Raw genomic sequence first — 13,122 nt, forward strand, 5'->3', positions numbered from 1 at the left:
CGGAATGACCAGCATTTACAATCCAGCATTTCATCAGGCGCAACAGTCGCCTTTTCCCGACAGCTCCGCTGCCGTTTCAACCAGCAACTGCCGAAACCATTGGTGGGCCGGATCGTTGCGATATCGGACGTGCCAGGCGATTTCTACTGGAAAGGTGCCGAGATCGACGGGAGACTGCACCACCTTGAGCCGGGGGTCTTTGGCGATTTGATTACAGATATGCCTGGGCATCGTCGCGCAGTAATCGGTGACCGCGATGATTTCCGGCACCGCCAGAAAATGTGTCACTGAAATGGCCAACTCGCGCCGCAACCCTTGCCGTTCCAGCGCCTGGAAAAGTCCCACGCGCAATCGCCCCGGCGGCAGCACATTGACATGCCGCAGCCGTTCGTACTGCTCACGCGACAGGCTGTCTCCGACTTCGGGATGATCGGCGCGCACGACGCACGCCAGGCCATCGTCCATCAAATGTTGAACGACCAGGTTGTCGGGTGGATCGACGATCCGCCCCAGCACCATGTCCGTCGTGCCCGAGATCACGCCCGTTTCAGCCAGGTCATTGCCGAACGGCGTCAGCGACACTTTTATCCCCGGCGCCTGTTCTCGAAGCCTGGCAACGATCGTCGGTATGAAGACAATTTCGACATAGCTGTTCGGTGCGATGTTGAACTGCCGGGTCGAGGTCGCAGGGTCAAAGTGCTGCCGGCCGATGATGACCTCATCAAGCCGCGCCAGGGTCTCGTTGATCACCGGCGCGATCTCCTCCGCAAACTGCGTGGGCTTGATGCCATAGCGCTCGCGAATGAAGAGCGGATCCTTGAGCGTATCGCGCAGCCGATTCAGCGCGTTCGACAACGCCGGCTGGGTGATGCCCAGTCGTGCGGCTGCACGCGTGACGCTTCGCTCCTCCATGAGCGCAATGAAAACCGGCAAGAGATTGAGGTCGTATCGCATGACTCATAATGCCTTGTGAATATCTAAAATAAGATAAGTAAATTTCTCGAATATCTGGGCCTCGGGCAAAGTTAGCCCATCCAAAGGGATTCGCCAAATCCAACGGAATGCTTCAGCCCATTGAAGGTTCCTGATGCGACGCAGCAGTCGCTCAAGGTACCCAGTTGATTCGAGGACAATGACATGACAACCCCAGCACTGCTGACCGGTGATGCTGCACGAGACCCTGGCTTTGCCAGCGTCGACGCCAACTCACCCTCAACGCCTCTCGCTCGATCCCTCGCGCTCTTCGCACTGGCACTCGGCAGCTTCTGCATCGGGACCTCCGAGTTTGCGAGCATGGGGGTTATTCAACTGTTTTCCGCCACCCTGGGTATTGCAGTCCCTCAGGCGACGAATGCAGTCACCGCTTACGCATTGGGCGTCGTCGTTGGCGCTCCGTTAGTCACACTGGCTGCCGCGCGGCTCAATCGGCGCACGCTGCTTCTGGCGCTGATGGCCCTTTTCGTCATCGGCAACCTGCTTTCGGCCCTGGCAACCAACCTGTCTCTGCTGGTTGTCGCCCGCTTCATCAGCGGCTTGCCTCAAGGTGCTTACTTCGGCGCCGGCGCCATGGTCGCCTCCTACCTCCTGGGGCCGGGACAATCGGGCCGGGCCTTTGCCATCGTCATGACCGGACTGACCATCGCGACGATATTCGGTTCTCCACTGGCAACGTTCATCGGACAAAACCTGGGATGGCGCGAGACCTACGTCGCCGTCGCCGCTCTCTCCGCCGTGGCATGGCTTGCGATCCGCCAGTGGCTTCCTCGGACCCAGGCGCTTAACGGCAGCCCCATCGTCGAAGAATTGTCGGCACTGCGCAGCGGACAAGTCTGGGGCGTCATGGCAGTGGCGACCGCAGGTATCGCCAGCCTCTTTGCGATCTACACCTTCATCGGGCCGATTGTCACCGATGCCGCGAAACTGGCTCCGAGCGTGATCCCGGTTGCCCTCGCCATCTTCGGGATCGGAATGACCGTAGGCAATTCAGTGGGCGGCCGGCTTGCCGACCTTTATCCGATGCGCGGCATCGTCCTGGGTTTTGGGTTGTCGCTCGGCGTGCTCGTGATCATCGCTACGAATGGACAAGATCCCTGGATTCTGTTCCCCGCGTTATTTGCCCTGGGCGCCGGTTTGATGGCCGCCATACCGACCATGCAGGTACGCCTCACCCGGTTTGCCCCGCAAGCTCCTTCGCTGGTCGGTGCCATGACATTGGCCGCGTGCAACCTGGGCAACGCCATCGGCGCATGGGCGGGCGGCGTCACGATTGATGCTGGCTTGGGCCTGCTTGCGGTGGCTTGGGCTGGCTTTGCCCTGACCTTGACCGGCTTGGCCATTTTCGGCCTGACCTTGATCACCCCCCGTCACCCAGCCCTGGCGGCGAGTGTGGCGCCATAACCCTGAAACAACCGTCTCGTCATCTCCAAGGAGTTAGCCATGAGCATCAAACACGTACTGTTCATTCTGACCAACGCCGCTGAAATCGGCCCCAATAACCGTCGCACCGGCTACTTTTTCGCGGAAGTCGCCCACCCTTACGAGGTCTTCGCCGAAGCGGGCGTGGCGGTGGAATACGCCTCTCCTCTGGGCGGCACGCCGCCGGAAGATGGCTACGACGAGAGTGATCCGTCACAGCTCGCCTTCCGCAACAGCCTGGCGATCCGCCGCATGGCCAACAGCCGCAAATTGTCGGAAGTGGATGTCCTCGATTACGACGCGATCTTCTTCCCGGGCGGCCTGGGCCCGATGGTGGACATCGCCAACGATCCGGACGTGAAGCGTGCTGTCGAGCGTGCCTGGAATGGCGGCAAGATTGTGGCAGCGGTCTGCCATGGCCCGGCGGCATTCCTCGGCGCCAAACTGGAGGATGGCACTCCGTTTGTTCGTGGACGCAAGCTGACTTCCTTCTCGAATGATGAAGAGTCCGGCTACGCACAGGCTGATGTGCCGTTCAATCTGGAAGATGCGCTGCGCGCCCAGGGTGCGGAGTATTCGTCGGCTGCTGTTTGGCAGGAAAAGGTCGTGGTCGACGGCCGTTTGCTGACTGGCCAGAACCCGGCTTCGGGCGGCCCGCTGGCGAAAGCGATTATCGAAGCGCTGCGCTAACCGATCGCCAAATCGAGCCCGGCCAGTTCACAGTGAACAGTCTTTTGGCCGGGCTTTAGTGTCGAAAAACCAGGGCAAGACTTGCCTACTATTCGAGGTTTTCATCATGTCCGCCTATGTTATTTTCATCCGCGAAACGACAACGAACGAAGCAGAAATGCAACAGTACGCGCAGAAGGCACCCGCCGCCCGAACAGGCCACGACATCACCCGCCTCGCCTTCTATGGCCAGCTCGATGTACTGGAAGGCCCGGCGGCGGAAGGCGTCGCGATCCTGCGTTTTCCTGACATGGCCGCCGCGCGCGCGTGGTACAACAGCCCTGTCTATCAAGAGGCGCGACTGCATCGCATGAAGGGCGCGGAGTACCGGATGTTGCTGGTTGAAGGCAGCGACGTCTCACCCGCATAGCCAACCCCCGAACGGTCTAGCCCCAACACAGTCAACACACAATGAGGTCGATCTCGTGAGCAAAGCGTCTTATGTTCCTCCCAAGGTCTGGAAAAACAACGCTCCATCCGGTGGTCAATTCGCAAGCATCAACCGCCCCATTGCCGGCCCGACCCATGAAAAGACGCTGCCGACAGGCAAACATCCGTTGCAGTTGTATTCACTGGCCACGCCCAATGGCGTGAAGGTGACCATTCTGCTGGAGGAACTGCTGGCGCTTGGGCATACCGACGCCGAGTACGACGCCTGGCTGATCCGCATCAATGAGGGCGATCAGTTCTCCAGCGGCTTTGTCGAGATCAACCCGAATTCGAAAATCCCGGCGCTGCTGGATCGCAGCGTGGAGCCGCCGATTCGAGTCTTCGAATCCGGCTCGATCCTGCTCTACCTGGCGGAGAAGTTCGGCGCCTTCCTGCCCACTGATCCCGCAGGGCGTACTGAAACTCTGAACTGGCTGTTCTGGCAGATGGGTTCGGCGCCCTACCTGGGCGGCGGCTTCGGGCATTTCTACGCCTACGCGCCGGAGAAGTTCGAGTACCCGATCAACCGCTTTACGATGGAAACCAAGCGGCAACTGGACGTTCTCGATCGCCGACTTGCTGAAAGCCCTTACCTGGCCGGTGATCACTACACCATCGCCGACATCGCCGTCTGGCCCTGGTACGGCCAATTGGTGCGGGACAACGTTTACTCGGCAGCCGAGTTTCTATCGGCCCACCAATACACCCATGTGCAACGTTGGGCCGAGGAAATCGCCAACCGGCCTGCGGTTATCCGAGGCCAGCGTGTCAACCGGACGTGGGGCGACGAGGAAAGCCAGGTTCCGGAACGGCATCAGGCGGACGACTTGAGCTGAAAAACGCATACGGCCGGCAATAATCCATTTGCATTAACCCTGTAGGAACTGCCGCAGGCTGCGATCTCTCGATCTTGATTGGCATTAAGCGGAAACATCTGTCTTCCGCTTGATGGGGGCTGAGCCCTAAAAGAACGCAGAGACATTCGCCATCGCGCGTTCTATGTAGATGTCCTTCTCGCCCACCGGGGCGACATATTCAATCGCACTGCGTGCAGCCTCGACGCCTTCCAGGCGAGCGATGAACCAGGCCGCCAGATACTGAGAGGACAGGCAACCACCGGCGGTGGCAACATTGCCCTTAGACGCGAACGGCTGGTTGAGCACGGTCACGCCAGCCTCCTCGACCCAGGGTTCGGCTAGGCTTTACACCATGAAGTCCGGGGCATGCACAGAAAAAATCTTCATCAATGGAGGTTGGCAATGAGGCTCAGTAATTCACTGGCAGCGCTGATGGTCAGCGTGAGCCTTTTTGGTTGCACCACTTCATCCAGCCAGAGCGTTAACGTTACTTTGGTTGCCACGCGGCAAAACATCGGTCAGATCGGCAATGTCGTGTTGTCCGAGTGGGACAAACAGACCGGGCTGAGTTTCTTCATCAGTGGCGCTCCCAGTGGAGTCGTACTGCCTTTGCGCCTTTATTCCTTCATCAATAAAGGCAGCTGCCAGCAACCCGGGCCGGTCGCCTACGCCATGAATGATCGCGTCAACACCGAACGCCAACCGATCCGCGGCTGGGCATTCTCAAGAAGCGCACCGGTGCCATTGCAGACGCTACTTGCCGGTGAATACTCCATCGTCGTGCGAACGGCTGCAATGGATGGCAACGTCGACATTTTTTGCGGGGATATCAAGCAGGAAAGCTCGGCGAAATAGCGCTCTTGTGGCGAGGGAGCTTGCTCCCTCGCCACAGGTCGCTTCTCTTGAAAAGTACATCAGCCCAACCGCTATCGCAGCGCTCATTCAAATCGAACAGCTGCTACCCCCATGCTTTTCTACATACTGCAGATGCTCGTGCAACTGCGCGATATGTTCCGGCCCGATACCACAGCAGCCTCCGACGATGCTGGCACCCGCAGCCACCCATGACCTTGACCAGTGCAGATACGATTCGGGAGTCAGGTCTGCGCGGATTTCGAGCAAGGTGCTGTTGGCCTTGGCCTCGGTGCTCACTGGTGGAAAGGCATTGGCGTAAACCCCCAGCTCAATGGTTTTGCCGAGGCGCCGGATGACCGATTGGGCTTCTGTCAGTGCAGCCGTCATGACTTCTGGTTGACTGCAATTGAAGAGCACCACTCTGGCTCCCAACCCGGCGGCCACTTGCACCGCATCGGCCACCGGTTCGCCGGAGCGCAGGCGAGGCGCCCCATCAGCCTCATCAAGCAGCGTAAAGGACAACCAGAGCGGCTTGGAGTCCGCCGCCAAGGCTTCGACGACTGCGCGCACTTCGGCGATGGAACTCTGGGTTTCCGCCAGCCAGACATCCACCTGTCCTTGCAGACCGGCAATCAACTGCAGATGGATTTCGACGCTGCGCTGGTGATCGAACAGGTCCGGGCGATAGGAACCCAGGGCCGGCGGCAATGATCCGGCCACCGTGACCGGCTCGGGGTTTTCCGCGGCAGCCTGGCGTGCCAGTCGTCCTGCCCGTTCAGCCAGCGAACGGCCCTGTTCGGCAAAGCGCTCTTCACCGATATGAAACGGCACCACGGCGTAGCTGTTGGTGGTGACGATCCGGGCACCGGCGGCAATGAATGCCTGATGCGCTTGCAGCACGAAGTCAGGCGATTCGATCAGTGCCAGCGCCGACCATTCCGGTTGACGGAACGGCGCACCAATACGCTGCAGCTCTCGCCCCATCCCCCCATCGAGCAAGCGCACTGTCGATAGCGTCATGGGTTCACGCTCACTTTTTGTGTCGGCCCCGCCAGCCACTGATCAACCGTGGCACCGTTCGCCTTGACCCACGCCTTCGCGACAACATCAGCCGGTTGTTTTTCCTTTTCGATCTTCAGAATCAACTCGTTGAGCTGCTTCGGCTCGATCGCGACGTTTTGCAGAAATTCGGCAATCTTCGGTGCGCGTTTTTGCAAAGCAACAGAAGCCAGGACGTGAACTTTGGCATCCGGGAACGCGCAGGTGATGCGGCTCTTGTTCAGCCAATCCGGATCAACCGTCGGGCTGATGAATTTCCAGCATCCGTCGGCCTTGTACAGCGGATCATCTTTTTTGTTGTCCTGGGCGTAACCGTCAAAGGCCGGTTCCTCCAGACGACGCAGGTCGAAAGCGGAGAAAATCCAGTCCGGCGTGTAGGCATAAAACACCACACCGCGTTCGGCCTTGTAGGCCGCGGATAACTTGGAATAGGTCACGGAGGCTTCAGTGGAGATCGCCTCGAATTTATCGGCGAACTCGTAATCCTTGGCCTTGATTTGACCGATGTAAGTCGATTCCCAGCCCGCCGGCCCCACCAGCAACTGTGCCTTGCCACCACCCAGCGGCTCGAACAGCTTGGCCACTTCCGGTTTCTTCAGGTCGTAGACCGATTTGACCCCGTACTTGTCTTGCAGGTAGCCGGGGATATAGAAACCCTGCTCACCCGCATACGGGTGGCTGTTCGGCACTAGAGAACGAGTGCCACCGGTGACGTACTTGGCCCACGCAGCAGACTGATTGGGCAACCAGATGTCGGTCAAGACATCCACCGAGCCGTCGCCTTTCGAGGCGGCGCTGAGCAACACGGGAACGTCGCCTGCCAGGTAGGAAACATCGGCGTCCAATCGGCTTTCAAGGACTTCGCCGAGGATGTACTGGATGGCGATGGCACCGGTCCAGTTCTGCTCGCCAATGACGATTTTGTCCTTGGCCATGGCCGCGCCAGAGGCAACCACGGAGGCCAGTAAAGCGGTCGCACTCAGGGTGCGCGATAGGCGTGTCTTCACGATAAATCTCACTGTCAGTGGTAGAGGTGGTCTTGCTTGCGCAAGCTCGATTGAATGATTCGATCCGGGATCAGTGCGCACAGGACGATCGCCACGCCGGCCAGCACGCCTTCACCGCCCTTGATGTTGCGCAACGCGGTCATGACGTCGTAACCGAGGCCACCGGCGCCGATCAGGGCGGCGACGACGACCATCGACAGGCTCATGACGATGGTCTGGTTGATCCCCAACAACAACGAACGGCGAGCCAGCGGCAGTTGCACCTTGATCAGGGTTTGCCATGGGCTGGCACCGTGGGCGACGGCGGCTTCGACCGCGTCCTTGGGCACTTCCTGAATGCCTAGCGAAGTCAGGCGGATCATTGGGGCCAGAGCGAAAATCACGGTGGCGATCACCGCCGGGGTCTTGCCGACAGAAAAGAACGCCACTGCAGGGATCAGGTAGACGAAAGTTGGCAAGGTCTGCATGACGTCCAGCAGGGGTGTTATCAGCCGGCGCACCAACGGCCGCTTGGCCAGCAAAATACCGGTAGGCACCCCGATGAACAGGGCAATCAGCACCGACGAACCCACCAGCGCCAGCGTGGCAATGGTGTGTTCCCAGAAGCCAAACAGGCCGATGTACAACAGGGCAGCGCTACTGGTGAGCGCCAACGCCAGCCCCGCAGAACGCCAGGCCAGAAACACCAGGGCCAGTGCCGATACCGGCCATGGCAGCCAGCCAAGCACGCTTTCCACCCCTTCAATGACCGTGCGAACAGCCACGATCACACCCACAAATGCACTTTCGAAGGTCACTTGCGACCAGCCGATAAACTCGTCGATGCTCTGCGCCGTCAACAGCAGCGCTTGGCGGTTAACCGGGAACTGCAACAGCACGTGACTGGTGTCCGGGGTCACAACGCGCCATATCACCAAGGCTTGTGAAGCCAGCAACACAACCAACGGCAACACCCAACCCGAAACACCCCGACGCAACGCATGACGACTCACCGAGACTGCGGTGCCACGGCTGGCCGCCAGCAAGAGCAATGCCGCCACAATCGCCAGCCACGACGAACCGGTAATGCCCTGCCCCAAGGCCGCCAACGCCGCAAGTTCAACGGCAAACGTGCTCCAGTACAAGCCACCTTTACCCCGTGCTGCCAAGGCCGCTGGCCCCAGCAACAGCGCTTGCCACCACGGTAAGCCCGGGGAAGAAGGCTGCTCGCGCCGTTCACGATGTGAGGTTTGCAAACCGGTGCTGTTCAAGCTGCGCGGCGCGGACGTGGCGGGAAGGTGATCGCGGAAAAAGTCCGCGACTTCAGCGTCGGCCGGTTGCTCCAGCAATTGTTGCGGCGTGCCCAACTGCACCAGCCGACCCTGGCGCATGACCGCGATGCGATCAGCCAGGCGAATGGCTTCGGCCGGATCATGGGTGACCAGCAAGGTGCTGATCCCGCGTTCATGGGCGATGGAGAGAAAGTGACTTTGCAGATCGCGGCGGATCGTCGGGTCCAGGGCACTGAAAGGCTCGTCCATCAGCAGGATGTCCGGATCCGTCACCAACGCCCTGGCCAACCCGACCCGTTGCTGCATACCCCCGGACAGTTCGTGAGGATAATGCTCGCCCCACCCTTCCAGCCCAACGGCTTTCAACTGAACGGCGGCGGCCGCATGCCGGGCGGGCTCCGCTTCGCCGCACAACTCCAGCGGCAAGGCTACGTTGTCCAGCACCGTGCGATGGGGCAGCAGGCCGAAATGCTGGAACACCATGCCGATGCGCCGGGATCTCAGGGTGCGCAAGGCCTTGTTGCTCAGACCGCTAATGGCTTCACCTTCGATCAGCACTTCGCCACTGCTGGGCTCGATCAAGCGGTTGATGTGCCGTAACAATGTTGACTTGCCGCTTCCTGAAGTCCCCATCAGACACAGCACTTCACCGCGACGCACTTTCAAGCTGACGTTGCTGACGGCGGGTAACGCAGGCGTGCCTTTTTTGCTCAGATAGGTCTTGGTGACATCCCGCAATTCGAGGACCACATCGCCGTCATTTGCGTGATCGTCCGCCTGAAACGGTCTTTGCGCAGACGCGATCCGGTCCGGCGCCAAAGGGGTTTGTATGACTGTCACAGGAGCTCCCGGCCAACGACCCATAAAGGCTTGTTTACGGGTTAGAAAAAGTGAGCCTCGGGCGGTGACCAGAAACGGCTAGCCCGACGCAAAAAAAAGCACCGGACGTGAAGTACGGCGCTTCTGATTGCATAAAGCTAATCGATCTTAAAAAACTTAAATAAATACTATTTTGGAATTAGCTTAGGCTTCTGTGGTTGGTAAAAATGGCTCTGGCACAGGGGTTTGCGCACGTCCACCACCGCTGCATGGGGACACCGTCTACGCTAAGTGAACAACATCACAAATTCGCCTCTCGTCGATTGATACAGGGGAAACGGGATGACCCGAAAAACAGCGTTGCACTGCTCGTCCTGGGTCCTCCCTTCCCTGCTCGTCATCAACCTGGCGCTCACCGCTGGATGTGCAGGCAAAAGCTCCACGTCTCGCTATGCAACCGTAGGCTCAAGCTGCTACGCAAAAGCCCTGCCCACGGCTGGCGAAGGTGGTCTGGCCTGGGGCAACACCATGAGCATGGCGCGCAAGAAATCCATGGACAACTGCATGCGCTATGCCGGCCGATCCGGCGGCACGCCGAACACCTGCCAGGTGGTGTTGGCAGAGTGCAGGCATTGAACCCGGGCGGGTCAATCCGCCTGCACGGTCACTTGTTGCTGCTCACCCAAACCCGCGATGCCCAGGCGCATGGTCTGACCCGCACGCAGGAACACAGGGTTGGGCTTGATGCCCAGGCCCACGCCCGGTGGCGTACCCGTGGAGATCACATCGCCCGGTTGCAGGCTCATGCAACGGCTCAGGTAGGCAATCAATTGCGGTACGTTGAAGATCAGCGTGCGCGTATTGCCTTGCTGGTAACGATGGCCGTCGACCTCCAGCCACAGGTCCAGTGAGTGTGGATCGGCGATCTCGTCGCGGGTCACCAGCCATGGACCGAGCGGGCCGAACGTGTCGAAGCCCTTGCCCTTGTCCCAAGTGCCACCGCGCTCCAGCTGCCATTCACGCTCCGACACGTCGTTGATCACGCAATAACCGGCGACATGCTCCATGGCGTTCGCTTCATCGATGTAACGCCCGCCTTTGCCGATGACCACGCCGAGTTCGACTTCCCAATCCGTCTTGACCGAGCCGCGAGGGATCTCGATGTTGTCGTTGGGGCCGCAGATGGCGCTGGTCCATTTGCTGAAGATGATCGGCTCTTTCGGCACCTCCATGTTTGATTCGGCCGCATGGTCGGCGTAGTTCAGCCCGATGCAGATGAATTTGCCAACTTGCCCGACGCAAGCGCCAATACGCGGCTGGCCGGTAACGAGCGGCAGGCTGTCCGGATCGATGGCGGCCAGCGTTGCCAGGCTTTCCGGGCTCAGGGCTTGACCGGCGATGTCCGCCACGTGGCCCGAGAGGTCGCGGATTTGATTGTCGGCATCCAGCAGGCCGGGCTTCTCCAAACCTTTGTCGCCATAACGCAACAGTTTCATGTGCTTCTCCTGCTCAAACTGAAAGTGCAAACCGGATTCAGAGACTCATGCCGCCATCGATGACATGCACGCCACCGGTGGTGTAGGCCGACGCATCACTGGCCAGGTACAAGGCCAACTGGGCAATCTCCTCGGCTTTGCCGATTCGCCCCATGGGTTGGCGGTCGAGAAACTGCTGATAGACCTGTGCTTCGTCGACGCCCTGCTGCACGGCTTGCGCAGCGATACGTTGGCGCAGTGACGGCGATTCCACGGTACCGGGGCAAATCGCGTTGCAGCGAATGCCCTGGCCGATAAAGTCCGCAGCGACTGACTTGGTCAACCCCACCACCGCGGCCTTGCTTGCAGCATAGGCAAAACGGTTGGGGACCGCTTTGACGCTGGAAACCACCGACGACATGTTGATGATCGAACCGCCCCCACGTGCCAGCATGCCGGGCAGAAAAGCGCGGATCATCCGGTACATGGCGGTGACGTTGACATCCATCGAGCGCGCCCACGCGGCCTCGTCGCATTCAAGGATGTTGCCGCTGTGCACGTATCCCGCACAGTTGAACAACACGTCCAGTCCACCTATACGCTCACAGGCCTGGCCAATGGCACTCGCCGAAGTTACGTCCAGCGTGAGGGCGGTGATGCCCTCGACGGCTTCCAGCCCCTGGATGTCGATGTCCGTGGCAAACACTTCGGCACCGGCATGGGCAAAGGCAATGGCGCTGGCCCTGCCAATGCCCTGCCCGGCCGCCGTCACCAGCACGCGTTTGCCCCGCAGGTTCATGCCGTCTCCAGGTTCGCAGTGGTGGTCGCGGTTTTCGGAGTTCTGCCAAGCATCGACGCGGGAATGGCCAGGATCAACCCGCCGCTGACGAACAGGCACATGGCTAACACGTAGGTGCCGTTGTTGATGTTACCGGTGAGGTTTTCCGCAACGGCGGTGATCATCGAGCCGGTGAAGCCGGAGAGGTTGCCAAAAGCGTTGATCATGCCAATGCCTGCTGCAGCGGCGACGCCCGACAGCACAGTCCCCGGCAGTGTCCAGTAAATCGGCATCAGGCTGAGGATCCCCGACGCGGATACGCTGAGGAACAGGATGGACAGCACCAAGTTGTTGGCAAAATAGGCACTGAGCATCAACCCCAGACCACCGATGAACGCAGGAATCGCCGCGTGCATGCGTCGCTCACCGGTGCGGTTGGAATGCCGAGCATTGAGCAGCATAGCGACCACGGCCACTGCATAGGGAATGGCGGTCAGCAAACCAATGTGCAAGCTGTTGGTGATGCCGGTGCTCTTGATGATCGAAGGCATCCAGAACGCCAGACCATAGAAGCCGGTGTTGAAGGTCAGCAGAATCAGCACCAGCAACCACACCCGCGGGTTGAAGAACACTTCGCTCAGGCGAGACGCCTTGCCCTGGTTGTCGGTTTGCAGGTTGGCCTTGAGCATGGCTTTTTCCGCAACGGACAGCCATTTCGCGGAGTCGATGTTGTTGGCCAGGCAGACGATGACGACAAACGCCATGATTACCGACGGAATGCCCTCAATGATCAGCATCCACTGCCAGCCCGACATGCCGTGTACGCCTTGCATGCTGTTCATCAACCAACCGGAGAGGATCCCGCCCAGGGTCAGGCTGATCGGCATGGCCATCAGGAACCCGGACATCACACGGCTTTGGCGATGGGTCGGAAACCAGTAGTTGAGGTACAGAATCACACCGGGGAAGAAGCCTGCCTCGCAGATACCCAGCAGGAAGCGCAGCACGTAGAACATGGTGCTTGATTCGATATGGAAGAACCCTGCCAGCGGCACGGTAAATGCGACGGCCATGGAGATCACGGCCCAGGTCAACATGATCCGGGCAATCCAGAAACGCGCGCCGTAGCGATGCAGCAGCAGGTTGCTCGGCACTTCGAACAGGAAATAGCCCCAGAAAAACATACTGGCGCCCAAGGCATACACGGTGTTGCTGAAGGAAAGCTCGTTGAGCATGTCGAGCTTGGCAAAGCCGATGTTGACCCGGTCCAGGTACGCCGCCATGTAGCACAGGAGCAGTACGGGAAGGATGCGCCAGATGACTTTGCGGTAAGTACGGTCTTCAAAGTCGAGTTCGCTGGCTTGCGCCTGCGCGGGCAAATGCTCGGATATCGTTTGCATTAAGGTAACCCCTGGGCATGTGGACATG

Annotated in this window: 13 protein-coding genes and 1 pseudogene; 6 read left to right on the plus strand and 8 right to left on the minus strand. The window is 59.7% G+C overall.

From position 1 onward, the window contains the following. Positions 1–33: 33 nt before the first annotated feature. Entirely contained in the window at positions 34–954 is a 921-nt protein-coding gene (locus tag ABVN21_RS11310) for a LysR substrate-binding domain-containing protein (RefSeq protein ID WP_339552169.1), read from the minus strand. Positions 955–1,137: 183 nt separating this feature from the next. Here ABVN21_RS11310 and ABVN21_RS11315 point away from each other — a divergent pair, with 183 nt between their 5' ends. The 4 genes from ABVN21_RS11315 to yghU all read left to right on the plus strand — a co-directional run bounded on the left by ABVN21_RS11315 (position 1,138) and on the right by yghU (position 4,409). Then, positions 1,138–2,397 carry an MFS transporter gene (locus ABVN21_RS11315; RefSeq protein WP_339552170.1) on the plus strand — a complete coding sequence of 420 codons (1,260 nt, stop codon included), beginning with the start codon at positions 1,138–1,140 and terminating at the stop codon, positions 2,395–2,397. A 39-nt stretch (positions 2,398–2,436) separates the two neighbouring features. After that, a complete protein-coding gene (locus tag ABVN21_RS11320) occupies positions 2,437–3,105 on the plus strand; it encodes a type 1 glutamine amidotransferase domain-containing protein (RefSeq protein WP_339552171.1) in 669 nt (222 codons plus the stop codon). Between the two features lie 106 nt (positions 3,106–3,211). After that, complete coding sequence (locus ABVN21_RS11325; RefSeq protein WP_339552172.1) at positions 3,212–3,514, plus strand: DUF1330 domain-containing protein; 303 nt, start codon at positions 3,212–3,214, stop codon at positions 3,512–3,514. A 55-nt stretch (positions 3,515–3,569) separates the two neighbouring features. After that, positions 3,570–4,409, plus strand: coding sequence for a glutathione-dependent disulfide-bond oxidoreductase (gene yghU, locus ABVN21_RS11330; protein ID WP_339552173.1), 840 nt, complete (start codon positions 3,570–3,572; stop codon positions 4,407–4,409). 126 nt (positions 4,410–4,535) lie between these two features. On the opposite strand, the pseudogene ABVN21_RS11335 reads toward yghU, so the two are convergent. Further along, positions 4,536–4,766 (minus strand): annotated as a pseudogene (locus ABVN21_RS11335) (AraC family transcriptional regulator); the annotation flags it as partial. Between the two features lie 66 nt (positions 4,767–4,832). Between ABVN21_RS11335 and ABVN21_RS11340 the strand changes: the two are divergent. After that, positions 4,833–5,285, plus strand: a complete 453-nt coding sequence (locus tag ABVN21_RS11340) for a hypothetical protein (RefSeq protein ID WP_339552174.1) — start codon at positions 4,833–4,835, stop codon at positions 5,283–5,285. An 87-nt stretch (positions 5,286–5,372) separates the two neighbouring features. Here the strand turns inward: ABVN21_RS11340 and ABVN21_RS11345 are convergent, their stop codons facing one another. From ABVN21_RS11345 to ABVN21_RS11355, 3 genes are all read right to left on the minus strand, one after another. Continuing rightward, positions 5,373–6,305: a homocysteine S-methyltransferase family protein gene (locus ABVN21_RS11345; protein ID WP_339552175.1), complete on the minus strand. Its 933-nt coding sequence runs from the start codon at positions 6,303–6,305 to the stop codon at positions 5,373–5,375. Beyond that, positions 6,302–7,279 carry a glycine betaine ABC transporter substrate-binding protein gene (locus tag ABVN21_RS11350; protein WP_339552385.1) on the minus strand — a complete coding sequence of 326 codons (978 nt, stop codon included), beginning with the start codon at positions 7,277–7,279 and terminating at the stop codon, positions 6,302–6,304. Before ABVN21_RS11350 ends, ABVN21_RS11345 begins: the two co-directional genes overlap by 4 nt. Before the next feature lie 86 nt (positions 7,280–7,365). Then, positions 7,366–9,426, minus strand: coding sequence for an ATP-binding cassette domain-containing protein (locus ABVN21_RS11355; RefSeq protein ID WP_339552386.1), 2,061 nt, complete (start codon positions 9,424–9,426; stop codon positions 7,366–7,368). A gap of 357 nt (positions 9,427–9,783) precedes the next feature. Between ABVN21_RS11355 and ABVN21_RS11360 the strand changes: the two genes are divergently transcribed. Beyond that, complete coding sequence (locus ABVN21_RS11360; protein ID WP_339552176.1) at positions 9,784–10,077, plus strand: hypothetical protein; 294 nt, start codon at positions 9,784–9,786, stop codon at positions 10,075–10,077. Positions 10,078–10,088: 11 nt separating this feature from the next. Here ABVN21_RS11360 and ABVN21_RS11365 read toward each other — a convergent pair whose 3' ends face one another. From ABVN21_RS11365 to ABVN21_RS11375, 3 genes are read right to left on the minus strand one after another with little or no spacing between them, the layout of a single operon-like run. Continuing rightward, positions 10,089–10,937 carry an ureidoglycolate lyase gene (locus tag ABVN21_RS11365; RefSeq protein ID WP_339552177.1) on the minus strand — a complete coding sequence of 283 codons (849 nt, stop codon included), beginning with the start codon at positions 10,935–10,937 and terminating at the stop codon, positions 10,089–10,091. A gap of 37 nt (positions 10,938–10,974) precedes the next feature. After that, complete coding sequence (locus ABVN21_RS11370) at positions 10,975–11,715, minus strand: SDR family oxidoreductase (RefSeq protein WP_339552178.1); 741 nt, start codon at positions 11,713–11,715, stop codon at positions 10,975–10,977. Beyond that, positions 11,712–13,094: an MFS transporter gene (locus ABVN21_RS11375; protein WP_339552179.1), complete on the minus strand. Its 1,383-nt coding sequence runs from the start codon at positions 13,092–13,094 to the stop codon at positions 11,712–11,714. The genes ABVN21_RS11370 and ABVN21_RS11375 overlap by 4 nt, the downstream gene beginning before the upstream one ends. Positions 13,095–13,122: the final 28 nt, after the last annotated feature.

It is taken from the genome of Pseudomonas sp. MYb327 (assembly GCF_040438925.1).
Taxonomy (GTDB): domain Bacteria; phylum Pseudomonadota; class Gammaproteobacteria; order Pseudomonadales; family Pseudomonadaceae; genus Aquipseudomonas.